Annotated in this window: 13 protein-coding genes; all 13 read left to right on the top strand. The window is 67.7% G+C overall.

Annotated features, from left to right (window positions below; all coding sequences use genetic code 11):
• Window positions 1-60: 60 nt before the first annotated feature.
• The 13 genes from CKO41_RS09445 (at window position 61) to CKO41_RS09385 (ending at window position 12,816) form a co-directional block, all read left to right on the top strand.
• Window positions 61-1,011: a PCP reductase family protein gene (locus CKO41_RS09445; RefSeq protein WP_200381952.1), complete on the top strand. Its 951-nt coding sequence runs from the start codon at window positions 61-63 to the stop codon at window positions 1,009-1,011.
• Window positions 1,012-1,530: 519 nt separating this feature from the next.
• The gene (locus CKO41_RS09440) at window positions 1,531-2,022 is read left to right on the top strand and encodes a Na+/H+ antiporter subunit E (protein ID WP_200381950.1); all 492 of its coding nucleotides are present in this window, start codon (window positions 1,531-1,533) and stop codon (window positions 2,020-2,022) included.
• A complete protein-coding gene (locus CKO41_RS09435; RefSeq protein WP_200251242.1) occupies window positions 2,022-2,297 on the top strand; it encodes an MrpF/PhaF family protein in 276 nt (91 codons plus the stop codon). Before CKO41_RS09440 ends, CKO41_RS09435 begins: the two co-directional genes overlap by 1 nt.
• A complete protein-coding gene (gene mnhG / locus CKO41_RS09430; protein WP_200251239.1) occupies window positions 2,294-2,623 on the top strand; it encodes a monovalent cation/H(+) antiporter subunit G in 330 nt (109 codons plus the stop codon). The genes CKO41_RS09435 and mnhG overlap by 4 nt, the downstream gene beginning before the upstream one ends.
• Before the next feature lie 8 nt (window positions 2,624-2,631).
• Window positions 2,632-3,198 carry a DUF4040 domain-containing protein gene (locus tag CKO41_RS09425; protein WP_200251236.1) on the top strand — a complete coding sequence of 189 codons (567 nt, stop codon included), beginning with the start codon at window positions 2,632-2,634 and terminating at the stop codon, window positions 3,196-3,198.
• Window positions 3,195-3,611 carry a Na(+)/H(+) antiporter subunit B gene (locus CKO41_RS09420; RefSeq protein WP_200251233.1) on the top strand — a complete coding sequence of 139 codons (417 nt, stop codon included), beginning with the start codon at window positions 3,195-3,197 and terminating at the stop codon, window positions 3,609-3,611. The genes CKO41_RS09425 and CKO41_RS09420 overlap by 4 nt, the downstream gene beginning before the upstream one ends.
• Before the next feature lie 2 nt (window positions 3,612-3,613).
• Window positions 3,614-3,967 (top strand): cation:proton antiporter subunit C, encoded by a 354-nt coding sequence (locus CKO41_RS09415; protein WP_200251231.1) that lies wholly within the window; start codon window positions 3,614-3,616, stop codon window positions 3,965-3,967.
• Window positions 3,964-5,448, top strand: coding sequence for a proton-conducting transporter transmembrane domain-containing protein (locus CKO41_RS09410; RefSeq protein WP_200251229.1), 1,485 nt, complete (start codon window positions 3,964-3,966; stop codon window positions 5,446-5,448). Before CKO41_RS09415 ends, CKO41_RS09410 begins: the two co-directional genes overlap by 4 nt.
• A complete protein-coding gene (locus CKO41_RS09405) occupies window positions 5,445-6,926 on the top strand; it encodes a proton-conducting transporter transmembrane domain-containing protein (protein ID WP_207143945.1) in 1,482 nt (493 codons plus the stop codon). The genes CKO41_RS09410 and CKO41_RS09405 overlap by 4 nt, the downstream gene beginning before the upstream one ends.
• 31 nt (window positions 6,927-6,957) lie before the next feature.
• Window positions 6,958-7,260 carry a hypothetical protein gene (locus CKO41_RS09400; RefSeq protein WP_200381948.1) on the top strand — a complete coding sequence of 101 codons (303 nt, stop codon included), beginning with the start codon at window positions 6,958-6,960 and terminating at the stop codon, window positions 7,258-7,260.
• Window positions 7,253-8,938 (top strand): Na(+)/H(+) antiporter subunit D, encoded by a 1,686-nt coding sequence (locus CKO41_RS09395; protein WP_200381946.1) that lies wholly within the window; start codon window positions 7,253-7,255, stop codon window positions 8,936-8,938. The genes CKO41_RS09400 and CKO41_RS09395 overlap by 8 nt, the downstream gene beginning before the upstream one ends.
• 478 nt (window positions 8,939-9,416) lie before the next feature.
• The gene (locus CKO41_RS09390) at window positions 9,417-12,431 is read left to right on the top strand and encodes a sensor domain-containing protein (protein WP_200381945.1); all 3,015 of its coding nucleotides are present in this window, start codon (window positions 9,417-9,419) and stop codon (window positions 12,429-12,431) included.
• Between the two features lie 136 nt (window positions 12,432-12,567).
• On the top strand, window positions 12,568-12,816 hold the full coding sequence (locus CKO41_RS09385; protein ID WP_200251225.1) for a hypothetical protein: 249 nt from the start codon (window positions 12,568-12,570) through the stop codon (window positions 12,814-12,816).
• The last annotated feature ends 465 nt before the right edge of the window (window positions 12,817-13,281 follow it).

The raw sequence follows: 13,281 nt of genomic DNA, 5'->3' as shown, positions 1-13,281 counted from the left end.
TGCCAAGGCCCCGGGGCATCGATATAGTCCGCCGCACTTCAGCGCGACGAGGGCCGGCCGGTGAGCGACGACAGACAGGTGCAGGACGGGGCGACGATCTGGGATCGCTACGAGGCGCTGTTCCTCGATCGGCTGCGGGGCTGCCTGGACCCCGACGACTACACCGAATACCGGAGCGTCCGGCACGCCGCCGGCACCTACGTCGAGGCCCGCTCGCGGGTCTATCAGGGCGCCAAGCTCGATCGGGTCATGGTCAACCAGTACGCGCTCAAGCGCGGCCGCGGCGGCCTCGTGATCTTCGGCTACCCGCGCGTCGACTACGCGATCCCCGCGTTCCTGCTCCACATCGGCGGCATGCCGCCGGAGCGCACGCTGGCGATCATGGACCTCTCGCCGAGCTCGCCGACGCTCGACATGGGTCCGTTCGCGGCCGTCTCGGCGGCCCACCGCGCCGCCCTCGACCTGCCGGCGACCGGCGTCGAGTGGCTGCGCTCGGTGACCTCGCCGCACCTGCTGCATTGCGCCTTCAAGCCGCTCGACCCGGAGCGCTTCCTTGCCACCTTCGACGCGACCGTCACGACCTGGCGCGACGCCTACATCGACCCGGCCGCGCGCGACGAGGACCCCGCGTCGGTGCAGGCCCGGCGCGCGGCCGTGCTGGAGATGAAGCGGATCCTCTTCCAGAACGACCCGGCCTTTCCGGTCTTCACCCGCGCCGTCGGCCGGGCCATGTCCGACGTCCTCGCCGAGGCGGCCTTCGGCGGCGAGCCGGGGCTCGCGATCGCCGAGGCCATCGAACCGCCGCCGGCCCCGGGGAGCTGGGTCAACAAGAAGCTCGGCATCGCCTGGAACGCCGACGCCCAGGAGCGGGTCCACGAGGCGCCGGCCTTCCTGCGCCCGATGATCCGCCGGATCATCGAGAAGGAAGCGGCCAAGGAGGGCGTGAAGGTCGTCGCCGTCGACCTCGTCAAGCGTTGCGAACAGAAATACCGCAGCCGCATGGAGCTCTGAGGGCCGTTCGGGCGCATTCGCCGCCGACCGGTGCCGGCCGCGGTGGGTGTGGCGTTGCCGTCTGTCGGGTTACGCCCCGAGGGGCTAACCCGACCTACGCCCCTCGTTGCCTCCCCGTGGGCTAAATCCGACGGCCTTGCACCCGAAAAAGAGATCTCGCGCAGAGACGCAAAGGCGCAGAGCGCGTAGGTCGGGTTAGGCGCGCTCGCACGGCCTTCGATGCGAAAGACCAGGCTGGCCGCGCGCCGTAACCCGACACCGGCCTCGACGGGGGCTCGTTGCCGGCCGTCGGGTTACGCCCCGAGGGGCTAACCCGACCTACGGCCCCGGCCCCGGCGATATCGGCACGGCCCGTCGGTCGGGTTAGGCGCGTCGGCACGGCGGTCGCTGAGAAAGGAGGGGCTGGCGCGCGCCGTAACCCGACATCGCCGCGGTTGCACACCGAGTGGTCCCCTCGGTGCGTCGCTCGGGCTATAATCACACCCTTTTGCACGACCGGACCAAAGGCCCTTCGGACCAATGATCCATCTGCTCTGGCTTGGCGCCAGTCTCTACGGTTTCTGGCTGTTGCTGTCCGGACACTGGGACAGCGGCCTGCTCCTCGCGCTGGGTGGCGCCAGCACGGCGCTCGTGACCCTCATGGCCTGGCGTATGCAGCGGCTCGATGCCCTGTCGTTTCCGGCGGGCCTCTGGCGCCGGCTGCCCGGCTACTGGGCCTGGCTGTTCGTCGAGATCATCAAGGCCAATCAGGATGTCGTGCGCCGCATCTGGCAGCCGGCGCGCTTTCCGATCAGCCCGACGATGGCCTGGCTGCCAGCCTCGCAGAAGACCGATCTGGGGCGGGCCATCTATGCCAATTCCATCACGCTGACGCCGGGGACCGTGGCCATCGAGATCGATGAACGCGGTGTGCTGGTCCACGGCCTCAGCGCCGAGGTGATCGCCGATCTGCGCGGTGCGGCGATGGATCGGCGGGTGACCCGGCTCGAGGACGGGGAGGGCGGCGCCTGATGTTCGCCGCGGCCTGTCTCGGCATCCTCGTAGTCATGGCCCTCGCGCTGGTGCGCGCGAGCCTCCCCGGCAACGTCTACGACCGCATTCTGGCGATCAACATGTTCGGCACCAAGACGGTGCTCTTCATCGCCGCGTACGGCTTCTTGACCGAGCGTCCCGATTTTCTCGACATCGCGCTGACCTATGCCCTGATCAACTTCATCGGGATCATCGCCGTGTTGAAGCTCGTCGAGCGGGTGGCCGGTACGGCGTCACCGGAGACGGACGAATGAGCCTGGTCCTGGATCTCGTGAGTTGGACGATGCTGCTGGGCGGCGTCTTCCTGGGCGTCAGCGGGGCCGTGGGCCTGTTCCGGTTCCCGGATTTCTACACCCGGCTGCACGCCGCTGGCGTGACCGATACCCTCTGTGCCGCCCTGATCCTGGGTGGACTCATGGTCCAGGCGGGCTGGTCGCTGGTCTCGATCAAGCTCGCCTTCATCCTGCTCTTCCTGTGGTACACGAGTCCGACGGCCAGTCACGCGTTGGCCAAGGCGGCCCTGCGCGCCGGGCTTGGACCGCGCCTCGCCGAGAAGGAGAACCCGCCATCGAAATCCTGATCGACTTCGTGCTGTTGACCCTGCTGGCCATCGCCGCCGTGGCCGTGGTCAGGCTGCGCGATCTCTTCGCGGTGGTGATGCTCGCCGGTATCTACAGCCTGATCACGGCGGCCATCTTCGTCGTGCTCGATGCCGCCGATGTCGCCTTCACCGAGGCGGCCGTCGGTGCCGGCATCGCGACCGTGCTGATGCTCGCCACGCTGGCCCTGACCGGGCGCTGGGAGGCCAAGCCGCGCCACCGTCCGCTGTTGCCGCTGATCGTCGTCACCATCACCGGGGCCGCATTGATCTGGGGCACCACCGACATGCCCCATTTCGCGGACCCGGCCGCGCCGATCCATCAGCATGTCGCCCCCCGCTATATCGAGGAGGGGCCGAAGGAGGTCGGTGTGCCGAACATGGTCACGGCGATCCTGGCCAGCTACCGCGGCTACGACACCCTCGGCGAAGTCATCGTCATCTTCACCGCCGGGGTCGGGGTGCTGTCGCTGCTCGGCCTGCGCCGTCGCCGCTCGTCGGCTGCCGACGCGTCTCCGTCGACGCCCCCGACGACGTCCGAGGAGCCCCCCCGGTGAGCGCCCGACCCGTTCTCGAGGCCATCGCCAAGCTGCTGGTGCCCTATATCCTGCTGTTCGGGCTCTATGTCCAGTTCCATGGCGACTATGGCCCTGGCGGCGGCTTTCAGGCGGGGGTCATCTTCGCCGCCGGCCTCATCCTCTATGCCCTCGCCTTCGGCCTCGACAAGGCCATGGTGGTCGCGCCCCCGGCCTTGCTGAGGCCGCTCTCGGCGCTCGGCGTGCTGCTCTACGGCGGCGTCGGGCTCGTCGCGATGCTCAACGGCGGCAGCTTCCTCGGCTACGACCACCTCGCCGCCGACCCCATCGCCGGCCAACACCTGGGCGTCTTGCTGGTCGAGTTCGGGGTCGGGATCACGGTGGCCGCGGTCATGATCCTGATCTTCTTCGCCTTCGTCGGCCGGAGCGAGTGACGATGGCGGCGCTCGGTCTCTATAACTACTGGATCGTCATCTTCCTGATGATGGCGGGCTTCTATGTCGTCATCGCCCAGGGCAACCTGGTGAAGAAGATCGTCGGCATCAACGTGCTCCAGACCTCGGTCTTTCTGCTCTACATCTCGATGGGCAAGGTCCAGGGTGGCACGGCGCCGATCGTCGTCGCCGGCGCGACCAGCTACTCCAATCCACTCCCGCATGTGTTGATCCTCACCGCCATCGTCGTCGGCATCGCGACGACGGCGCTCGGGCTGGCCTTGGCGATCCGGATCAAGGAGGCCTACGGGACGGTCGAGGAAGACGAGATCCATGCCCAGGACGAGAGCCTGTGATCGCCGCCCATCTGCCCGCCCTGCAAGTCGTCGTCCCGCTGCTCGCCGCCCCGATCTGCCTACTCCTAGGCCGCGGGCGCTGGGCCTGGGCCTTCGCGACGGCGGTGAGCTGGCTCACCCTGGCCATCGCCGTCGCCCTGCTGAGCCAGATTGGTAACGGCGACCTGCCGGGCTATGCCTTCGGCGATTGGCCGGCGCCCTGGGGCATCGAGTACCGGGTCGATCGCCTCAGCGCCTTCGTGCTGCTGATCGTCTCGGGTATCGCCGCGGCGATCCTGCCCTATGCCTGGCGCAGCGTCGCGCGGGAGATCCCCCCCGAGCAGCAGGCGATCTTCTTCACCGCGCTGTTGCTGTGTCTGGCCGGTCTGCTCGGCATCACCATCACCGGCGATGCCTTCAATCTGTTCGTGCTGCTGGAGATCTCATCGCTGGCGTCCTATACGCTCATTGCGATGGGGCGGGATCGCCGGGCACTGACTGCGGCCTATCAGTACCTGATCATGGGCACCATCGGCGCCACCTTCATCCTGATCGGCGTCGGGCTCCTGTACATGCTCACCGGGACGCTGAACATGGCCGATCTGGCCATCCGCATCGCCCCGCTCCAGGAATCGCGGACCCTGCATACGGCCTTCGCGTTCCTCGTCGTCGGCATCGGTTTGAAGCTCGCCCTGTTCCCGCTGCACCTCTGGCTGCCCAACGCCTACGCCTATGCCCCGTCCGTGGTCACCGCCTTCCTCGCCGCGACCGCGACCAAGGTGGCCCTGTATGCGCTGATCCGCTTCCTCTACACCATCTTCGGTGTCGCGTTCGCCTTCGATGCGATGCTCACCCATTGGATCCTGTTGCCCCTGTCGCTGGCGGCGATCCTGAGCGCCTCGTTGGTCGCCATCTTCCAGGACGATGTCAAGCGCATGCTCGCCTACTCCTCGGTGGCCCAGATCGGCTACATGACCCTCGGCCTGGCCCTGGTCAGCGTCACCGGACTCACGGCGGCCCTGCTGCACCTGTTCAACCATGCCCTGATGAAGGGGGCACTGTTCCTGGCCCTCGGCGCCGTCGCCTACCGGCTCGGGCCGGTGCGGCTCACGGGCATGGCCGGACTCGGACGCCAGATGCCCTGGACCCTCGCCGCGTTCGTCGTCGGCGGGCTCAGCCTGATCGGGGTGCCGCTGACGGTCGGCTTCGTCTCCAAGTGGTACCTGATCCTGGCCGCGATCGAGGCCGGCTGGTGGCCGGTGGCCGCCCTGATCCTGATCGCGTCGCTGCTCGCGGTCCTCTACATCTGGCGGGTCGTGGAGGTGGCCTATTTTCGGCCCCGCCCGGCGGGCGCCGAGGCCGTGACCGAGGTGCCGCTCGCGCTGCTGGCGCCGACCTGGGCGCTGGTGCTGGCGAATCTCTATTTCGGCCTCGATACCCGCCTCACCGTCGGCCTCGCCGAGACCGCGGCGGCGGGGCTCTTCGCGGGGGTGGCCCGATGATCGCCCCACAGATCGCCTCCCAGATCCCCCTGGCCCTGTCGCTCGCGATCCCGCTCGCCGGGGCGGTGGGCATCATCGCCGCCCGGCGCACGCCGAACCTTCGCGAGGCGGTCACGCTGATCACGGCCGGGCTGCTGCTGCTCGCGGTCTGGTCGCTGTTGCCTGCGGTCCTGGCCGGCGAGCGTCCGGCGCTCACGCTGGTCGAGTTGCTGCCGGGCGTCGCGATCGCGCTGCGCGTCGAGCCGCTCGGGATGCTGTTCGCCGCGGTCGCGACCCTGCTGTGGCCGATCAACTCCCTCTATTCGATCGGCTACATGCGCGGCAATCGGGAGGCGCACCAGACCCGCTTCTACGTCTGCTTCGCGATCGCCCTGGGCGCGGCGATCGGCATCGCCTTCGCGGCCAATCTGCTGACGCTGTTCATCTTCTACGAGATCTTGACGCTCTCGACCTATCCGCTGGTCACGCACAAGGGCAGCGAGGCCGCGGTGCGGGCCGGGCGGGTCTATCTGGGCATCCTGATCGCGACCTCGATCGGGCTGCTGCTGCCGGCGATCGTCTGGACCTGGCACCTGGCCGGGCACCTCGACTTCGTGCCGGGCGGCCTCATCGCCGGGCACCTCGACGGCCCGCTGCTGGCCGTGCTTCTCGGGCTCTATGTCTTCGGCATCGGCAAGGCGGCGCTGATGCCGATGCATCGCTGGCTGCCGGCCGCGATGGTCGCGCCTACCCCGGTCAGCGCCCTGCTGCACGCGGTCGCCGTCGTCAAGGCCGGGGTCTTCACCGTCGTCAAGGTCCTGGTCTATGTCTTCGGCCTGGAATCGCTGCAGTCGGTCCCGAGCGCCCAGTGGCTGCTCTATGCCGCCGGCTTTACGATCATCGCCGCCTCGCTGATCGCGCTGCACCAGGACAACCTGAAGCGCCGCCTGGCCTATTCGACCGTCAGCCAACTGTCCTATGTCGTGCTGGCGGCGGCGATCCTGGCGCCGATCTCGGCGATCGGCGCGGCGCTGCACATCGCCGCCCACGCCTTCGGCAAGATCACGCTCTTCTTCGCGGCCGGCGCCATCTACACGGCCGCCCACAAGACCGAGATCAGTCAGCTCGATGGCATCGGCCGGCGCATGCCCTGGACCATGGGGGCCTTCGCGATCGGCGCCCTGTCGATGATCGGGCTGCCGCCGGCGGCCGGCTTCCTGTCGAAATGGTACATGCTGCTCGGGGCCCTGGAGACCGAGCAATTGGTCGCCGTCGCCGTGATCGTCGCCTCGACGCTGCTGAACGCCGCCTATTTCGTGCCCATCGTCTATGCCGCCTTCTTCCGATCCGAGCGCGCGGCGGCCGGCGAGGCGCCGTCGCATGGCGAGGCCCCCCGGCCGATGGTCATCGCCCTGACCGCGACGGCGGCCCTGACCCTGCTGCTGTTCCTCTTCCCCGAGGTCCCGCTGACACTGGCCCGGCAGTTGGTCGAGTCGTGAGACCCGGTCGTGCCATCACCATCGATCCCGAGTGAGTGACACCATGCCATCGCCGCGCGCCCCCCATTGGCTCTATCGTCGCGAGAACCTCCCGAATCTCTGGCTGATCCAGATTGCGATCCTGGTGCTGGCGCTGCTGCCAGAGTTCTTCGTGCACCACCATGCCCATTTCCCGGGGCAGGGGATGACCCTGGATGCGAGCTGGGGCTTCTACGCCTGGTACGGCTTCACGACCTGCGCCGGCATGGTCGCCTTGGCCAAGGTGATGGGGATCTTCCTGAAGCGCCCGGATCACTATTACGACGATCGGGACGATGGGGTTCGCGATGACTGACCTGGCCTGGCCCCCGGGCCTGATCCTGCTGCTCGGCGCCGCGGCACTGCCGTTCGCGCGCGAGCGACTGCGCTCGGCGCTGATCCTCGGCCTGCCGGCGCTGACGCTCGCGGCGATCTGGTGGTGGCCGCTGGGCACCCTGGTCAGCGTCCCCTTTCTCGACTACCAGTTGGAGCTGGTGCGGGTCACGAGCGAGGGGCGCCTGTTCGCGACCGTCTTCGCCATCATGGCCTTCGCCGGCGGGCTCTATGCGCTGCGCCAGGCGACGACCTTCGAGCTGACGGCCGCCTACGCCTACGCCGGGGCCGCGATCGGCGTCACCTTCGCCGGCGATCTGATCACCCTGTTCATCTTCTGGGAGCTGATGGCGATCGGCTCGACGCTGGTCCTCTGGGCGGCCGGCACCGAGGGCGCCTACCGGGCCAGCCTGCGCTACCTGCTGATCCACCTGCTCGGCGGCGTGCTGCTGATGGCCGGGATCGCCGCCTGGGTGGCCGAGACGGGCTCGATCGCCTTCACGGCGATGCGCCCCGAGAGCCTCGCGACCTGGTTGATCCTGGCCGGCTTCCTGATCAACGCCGGGGCGCCGCCCCTGTCGGCTTGGATCGCCGACGCCTACCCGGAGGCGAGCCCCAGCGGGACCGTCTTCCTGTCGGCCTTTACGACCAAGACCGCCGTCTACGCCCTGCTGGTCGGCTTTCCCGGCGCCGAGATCCTGGTCCCGATCGGCCTCTACATGGTCTTCTACGGGATCCTCTACGCGCTGCTCGAGAACGACATGCGCCGCATCCTGGCCTACAGCATCGTCAACCAGGTCGGCTTCATGGTCGTGGCGATCGGCATCGGTACCCCGCTCGCGCTCAATGGCGCCGCGGCCCACGCCTTCGCGCACATCCTCTACAAGGCCCTGCTGTTGATGTCGGCCGGCAGCGTCCTGTGGATGACCCAGCGACGCAAGTGCACCGACCTCGGCGGACTCTTCCAGAGCATGCCGGTCACGACGATCAACGGCATCGTCGGCGCCCTGGCCATCTCGGCCTTCCCGTTCACGTCCGGCTTCGTGACCAAGTCGCTCGAGACCCAGGCCGCGGCCAACGAGGGCCTGGCCCTGGTCTGGCTGCTGTTGCTCGCCGCTTCGGCCGGCGTCTTCCTGCACGCCGGCATCAAGTTCCCCTGGTTCGTCTTCTTCCAGCGCGACTCCGGGCTGCGACCGCCGGACCCGCCGGCCAACATGCGCCAGGCGATGTGGCTGTTCTCGTTCCTGTGCCTGGCCATCGGCCTGTTCCCGCAGGTCCTCTATGGGATCCTGCCCCATCCGGTCGATTATCAGCCCTATACCCTCGAGCACGTCGTCAGTCAGCTCCAGTTGCTGCTCTTCGCCGGCTTCGCCTTCTTCGCGATGCTGCCGCTGATGCGTCGCACCCTGACGATCAGCCTGGACTTCGACTGGTTCTACCGCAAGTTCTTCAAGGAACTCCTGAGCGAGTTCTCGGTGCGCACCAGCGCCTTCCATGGCGCGTTGACGGGGCGGTGGCGGGGGCGCATCGAGCGGCTGGTCGGGAACCTCTCGAGGCACCACGGCCCCCAGGGGACCCTGGCCCGCACCTGGCCGACCGGCAGCATGGTCCTCTGGGTCGCGATCCTGCTGGGTGCCTCGCTGTTGCTCTATAACCGCTGAGGCGAGCTCACGGAAAAGGAGTCCACAGGGGTGTCGGGTTATGGCCCGCTGTCGGTGCGGCTTTGGGGGACCTTGAAAAATTGCCATCCGGGCAATTTCTCAAGACGCGAAGCGAAAATGCGATTTCCACATCGCTTCATTTTTAGTCGCTTAGGCGACTGAAAATGGCGGGGCATCCTGGCCCCGCACGGGCACCTTGAATTTTTCAAGGTGCCCCAAAGCCGCACCGACACGGCACCTACAACCAATCTGTTCGGCCGTTGGCGTGAGATAAGATAGAAGACCGGGTTAGCGCAGCCCAACCCAACATCGAGGGCTGAGTTGCAACGCTCCTTCTTGCATCGTTCCTAACGAAGTGCAGGCCCCGCCAAGGGGCGGATGGAACCGGCGGGCGGCACGCGCAGGCTGGGCCGGCTCGACGGCCCTGCCAACGAAGCGATCAGGTGTACCACGACATGCGGGCGAGCGGGGGAGTGTCATGTTGCTGACTGGACGGGATCTCGTCGAGCAGTCCCCGGTCGCGACCTTCGTGATCGACACCGAGCATCGCGTGGCCGAATGGAACCGGGCCTGTGCGCGGCTCACGGGCGTGTCGGCGGCGGCCATGATCGGGACGCGCGATCAGTGGCGCCCCTTCTACCCGGAGGCGCGCCCGTTGCTGGCGGACCTGGTCATCGCCGGCGCGACGGCGGGAGAGCTGCGCCGATGGTACGGTGAGGGCTTGCGCGGCTCCCAGGACGATGGCTCATGCGAGGCCGAGGGGTTCTTCCCGCACCTGCACGGCGGTGGCCGTTGGATCCTGTTCCGCGCGGCCCCGCTGCATGGCCCGGACGGCCGGCCGATCGGCGCGATCCAGGTGCTTCAGGACGTGACCGACCAGAAGCGCGCCGAGACCGACATCCTGGCCAGTCAACGGCAGTTGAGCGAGATCATCCAGGGCAGCCCGGTGCCGATCTTCGTGCTCGACGTCGAGCACCGCGTGACCCATTGGAACCGGGCCTGCGAGGTCGTGATGGGCATCCCGGCCAACACCATGATCGGGACCCGCGACCAGTGGCGCGCCTTCTACGCCGAGGCCCGGCCGGTGATGGCGGACCTCGTCCTCGACGGGGCGGCGTCGACGGACTTCGCGCAGTATTACGCCGATTGTCGACCGTCGGCCTTCATCGACGGGGCCTACGAAGCGGAAGGCCATTTTCCGCAGTTCCCACACGGCGGGCGCTGGTTGGCCTTCACGGCCGCCCCGTTGCGCGGCCTGCACGGCGAGACGATCGGCGCGATCGAGACCCTGCAGGACATCACCGAGCGCAAGCGGGCCGAGTTGGCCCGCGCCGAGACCGAGCGGCAGCTCTCCGAGGAGCGCTTCAGGGTCCTGTTCAGCGAGATGATCAACGGCTTCGCGCTCCACGAGATCCTGCTCGACGATGCCGGCCGACCCTGCGATTATCGGTTCCTGGCCGTCAATCCGGCGTTCGAGGCGATGACGGGCCTCTGTGCCGCGGATGTCGTCGGTCGCCGTGTCCTCGAGGTGATGCCGGCCACCGAGGGCGAGTGGATCGCCCGCTATGGGCGGGTGGCGCTGACCGGCGAGCCGGACACCTTCGAGTCCTACAGCCGTGCCATCGACAAGCACTTCGAGGTCCGAGCCTTCCGTCCGGCGCCAGGCCAGTTCGCCGTGACCTTCCAGGATATCACCGCCCGCAAGCGGGCCGAGACCCGGCTGAAACTGATTGCGAGCGTCTTCGAGCATACCCAGGAAGGGATCGTCATCACGGACCCGAATGCCAGGATCATCGACGTCAACGATGCCTTCGTGCGGATCACCGGCTATGACCGGGCCGAGCTCATCGGACTCACGCCGGCGGTTCTCAAGTCTGGCCGGCACGGCCCGGACTTCTACCGTGCCATGTGGCTGTCGTTGCGAGAGGAAGGGGTCTGGCGTGGCGAGATCTGGAACCGCCGCAAGAACGGTGACCTCTATCCCGAGCAACTGACCATCTCGGCCGTCGTCGATGACCAGGGCGCCACGTCTCACTATGTCGGCATCATCACCGACATCACCGCCCTGAAGCGGCACGAGGCCGAGCTGGAGCGCATCGCCCATTTCGATGTGCTGACTGGGCTACCCAACCGCATGCTGCTGCAAGACCGGCTGCACCAGGCGATCGCCCGGGCCGAGCGGGGACAGTCGCGCTTGGCGGTCTGCTTCCTCGACGTCGACGGGTTCAAGCCGATCAACGACCGCTACGGCCACGACGCCGGCGATCGGCTGTTGATCGAGCTGGCCGAACGCTTCCGGGCCGAGCTGCGCGGCAACGATACAGTGGCTCGCCTCGGCGGCGATGAATTCGTGATCCTGCTCACCGACCTGTCGGACGAGGCCGCCTGCGTCGAGATCCTCGAGCGCCTCCTGGCTGCCGTTGCACGACCGTTGAACGTCGCCGGGCAATCGGTGTCCGTCACCGCCAGCATCGGCGTCACCCTGTTTTCGGATCGGTCCGTCGACAGCGACACGCTGATCCGCCAGGCCGATCAGGCCATGTACAGGTCCAAGCAGCTCGGCAAGAACACCTTCTTCTTCTACGACGATCGGCAGGATATCGCCCTCTTCGAGCGCCAGAAGGCGATCCGACGCATCGAGCGGGCGCTCGCCGATAGCGAACTGGTGCTCCACTACCAGCCCAAGGTCGACATGCGCCGGGGCCAGGTGATCGGGGCCGAGGCACTGATCCGTTGGCACCACCCCGAACGAGGACTGTTGCCACCGGCCGAGTTCCTGCCGCTGATCGAGGACAGCGACCTGATCGTCGCGATCGGCGACTGGGTGATGGATGAGGCCCTGCGCCAACTGGCCGAGTGGCGGACCGAGGGGCTGCGGATCGCCGTCAGCATCAATGTCGCGGCCCGCCATCTGCAGCGCCCCAGCTTCGGCGCGGAGCTGGCGGCTAAGCTGGGCCGTTCGGGTCTCGCAGGCGGCGCCTGCCTCGAGATCGAGATCACCGAGACGGCCGCGATCGCCGACATGGCGCACGTCGGTAAGCTCATCGAGGACTGTCGGCGGCTCGGCGTCCATTCGGCGCTCGACGACTTCGGCACCGGCTACTCCTCGCTCACCTACCTGAAACTGCTGCCGGTCACCGCGCTGAAGATCGACAAGTCCTTCATCCGCGACATGCTGGAGGATGCCGAGGACCGCGCGATCGTTACCGGCGTCATCGGCCTGGCGAAGGCCTTCGACCGCGCCGTGATCGCCGAGGGGGTCGAGACCGTCGCGCACGGACTCGACCTGCTCGCGTTGGGCTGCGACCTGGCCCAGGGCTTCGGCATCGCCCCGCCGATGTCCGCCGAGCGGCTCCCCGACTGGGTGCGGCACTGGCGGCCCGATCCAGCCTGGGCGGCGGCCCCGCCGAGCCCGGACGCACCCCTCTTGGCCATCCGCGATCAATGCCGGACGCGGGCCGCCCCGGGCGAGGACATGGCGCCTCGCCCCTGAGCGCTCGTCCCTCTTCCAGGGGGCGAGGGAGGGAACCGGCGTCGCGACCGTCATCGGGAGAGGGCGGGTCGCGGTCGTCAATGCCGCTCGCTCTGGTGTGCTAGAGTTGCTGGTCCCAACCTGTTGGGCGAGCGCCATGACCGAAGATGTCGAAAGCTTGATCCTCGAACATTTGCGCGCCCTCCGAGCCGATGTCACGGCCGTCAAAGAGGATGTCCGCGAGATCAAACAGAGGCTCACAAGTCTGGAGAGCGGTGTTGCCGGTCTGCGCCGCGATCACGCCAGCCTGTACGGCGACATCGCCGATCAGCATGCGAGGTACGACAGGCTCGTAGCGCGTGTGGAGCGCATCGAGCGGCGGCTGGAGCTGGGTAAAGACCGCTAGTGCAGCAGTGCGGATGTTCCGAGACCGGCTCCAACGACCATCGCTGTCGCTGTTGTAATCGACGATCAGACTACGATTAGGACAACGACAACGAACAGCCTCGGGATTTCTGAAGTGCTGCACGAGCCCGAACGGCCCGCACAGAGGACCCTACAGGGCTCATGCGACCTAAGGGCTCGCGCAGAGACGCAGAGGCGCAAAGTGAAGAGAAAGCCTTGGTCGATGTCACCAGTACGCTCCTCTTCTCCTTCTCTGCGCCTTTGCGTCTCTGCGCGAGATCTCTTTTTCGGGTGCGAGGCCGTCGGGTTAGGCGCGCCGGCGCGGCCTTCGATGGGAAGGCAGCGGTCGCGCGCGCCATAACCCGACAACGGCCCCGCTGACGCCGCCTGCGCCGGTAGGCGCCCGCTTGCGGGCGGTCGGGGCGCGGATGCCTCGGTGGCCGCCGCGTTGCCGGCCGTCGGGTTA

The organism is Thiococcus pfennigii (genome assembly GCF_016583835.1).
In the GTDB taxonomy this organism is placed as follows: domain Bacteria; phylum Pseudomonadota; class Gammaproteobacteria; order Chromatiales; family Chromatiaceae; genus Thiococcus; species Thiococcus pfennigii.
Note: the sequence above shows the minus strand (reverse complement) of the source record. Positions and strands in the feature narration are given on the sequence as shown.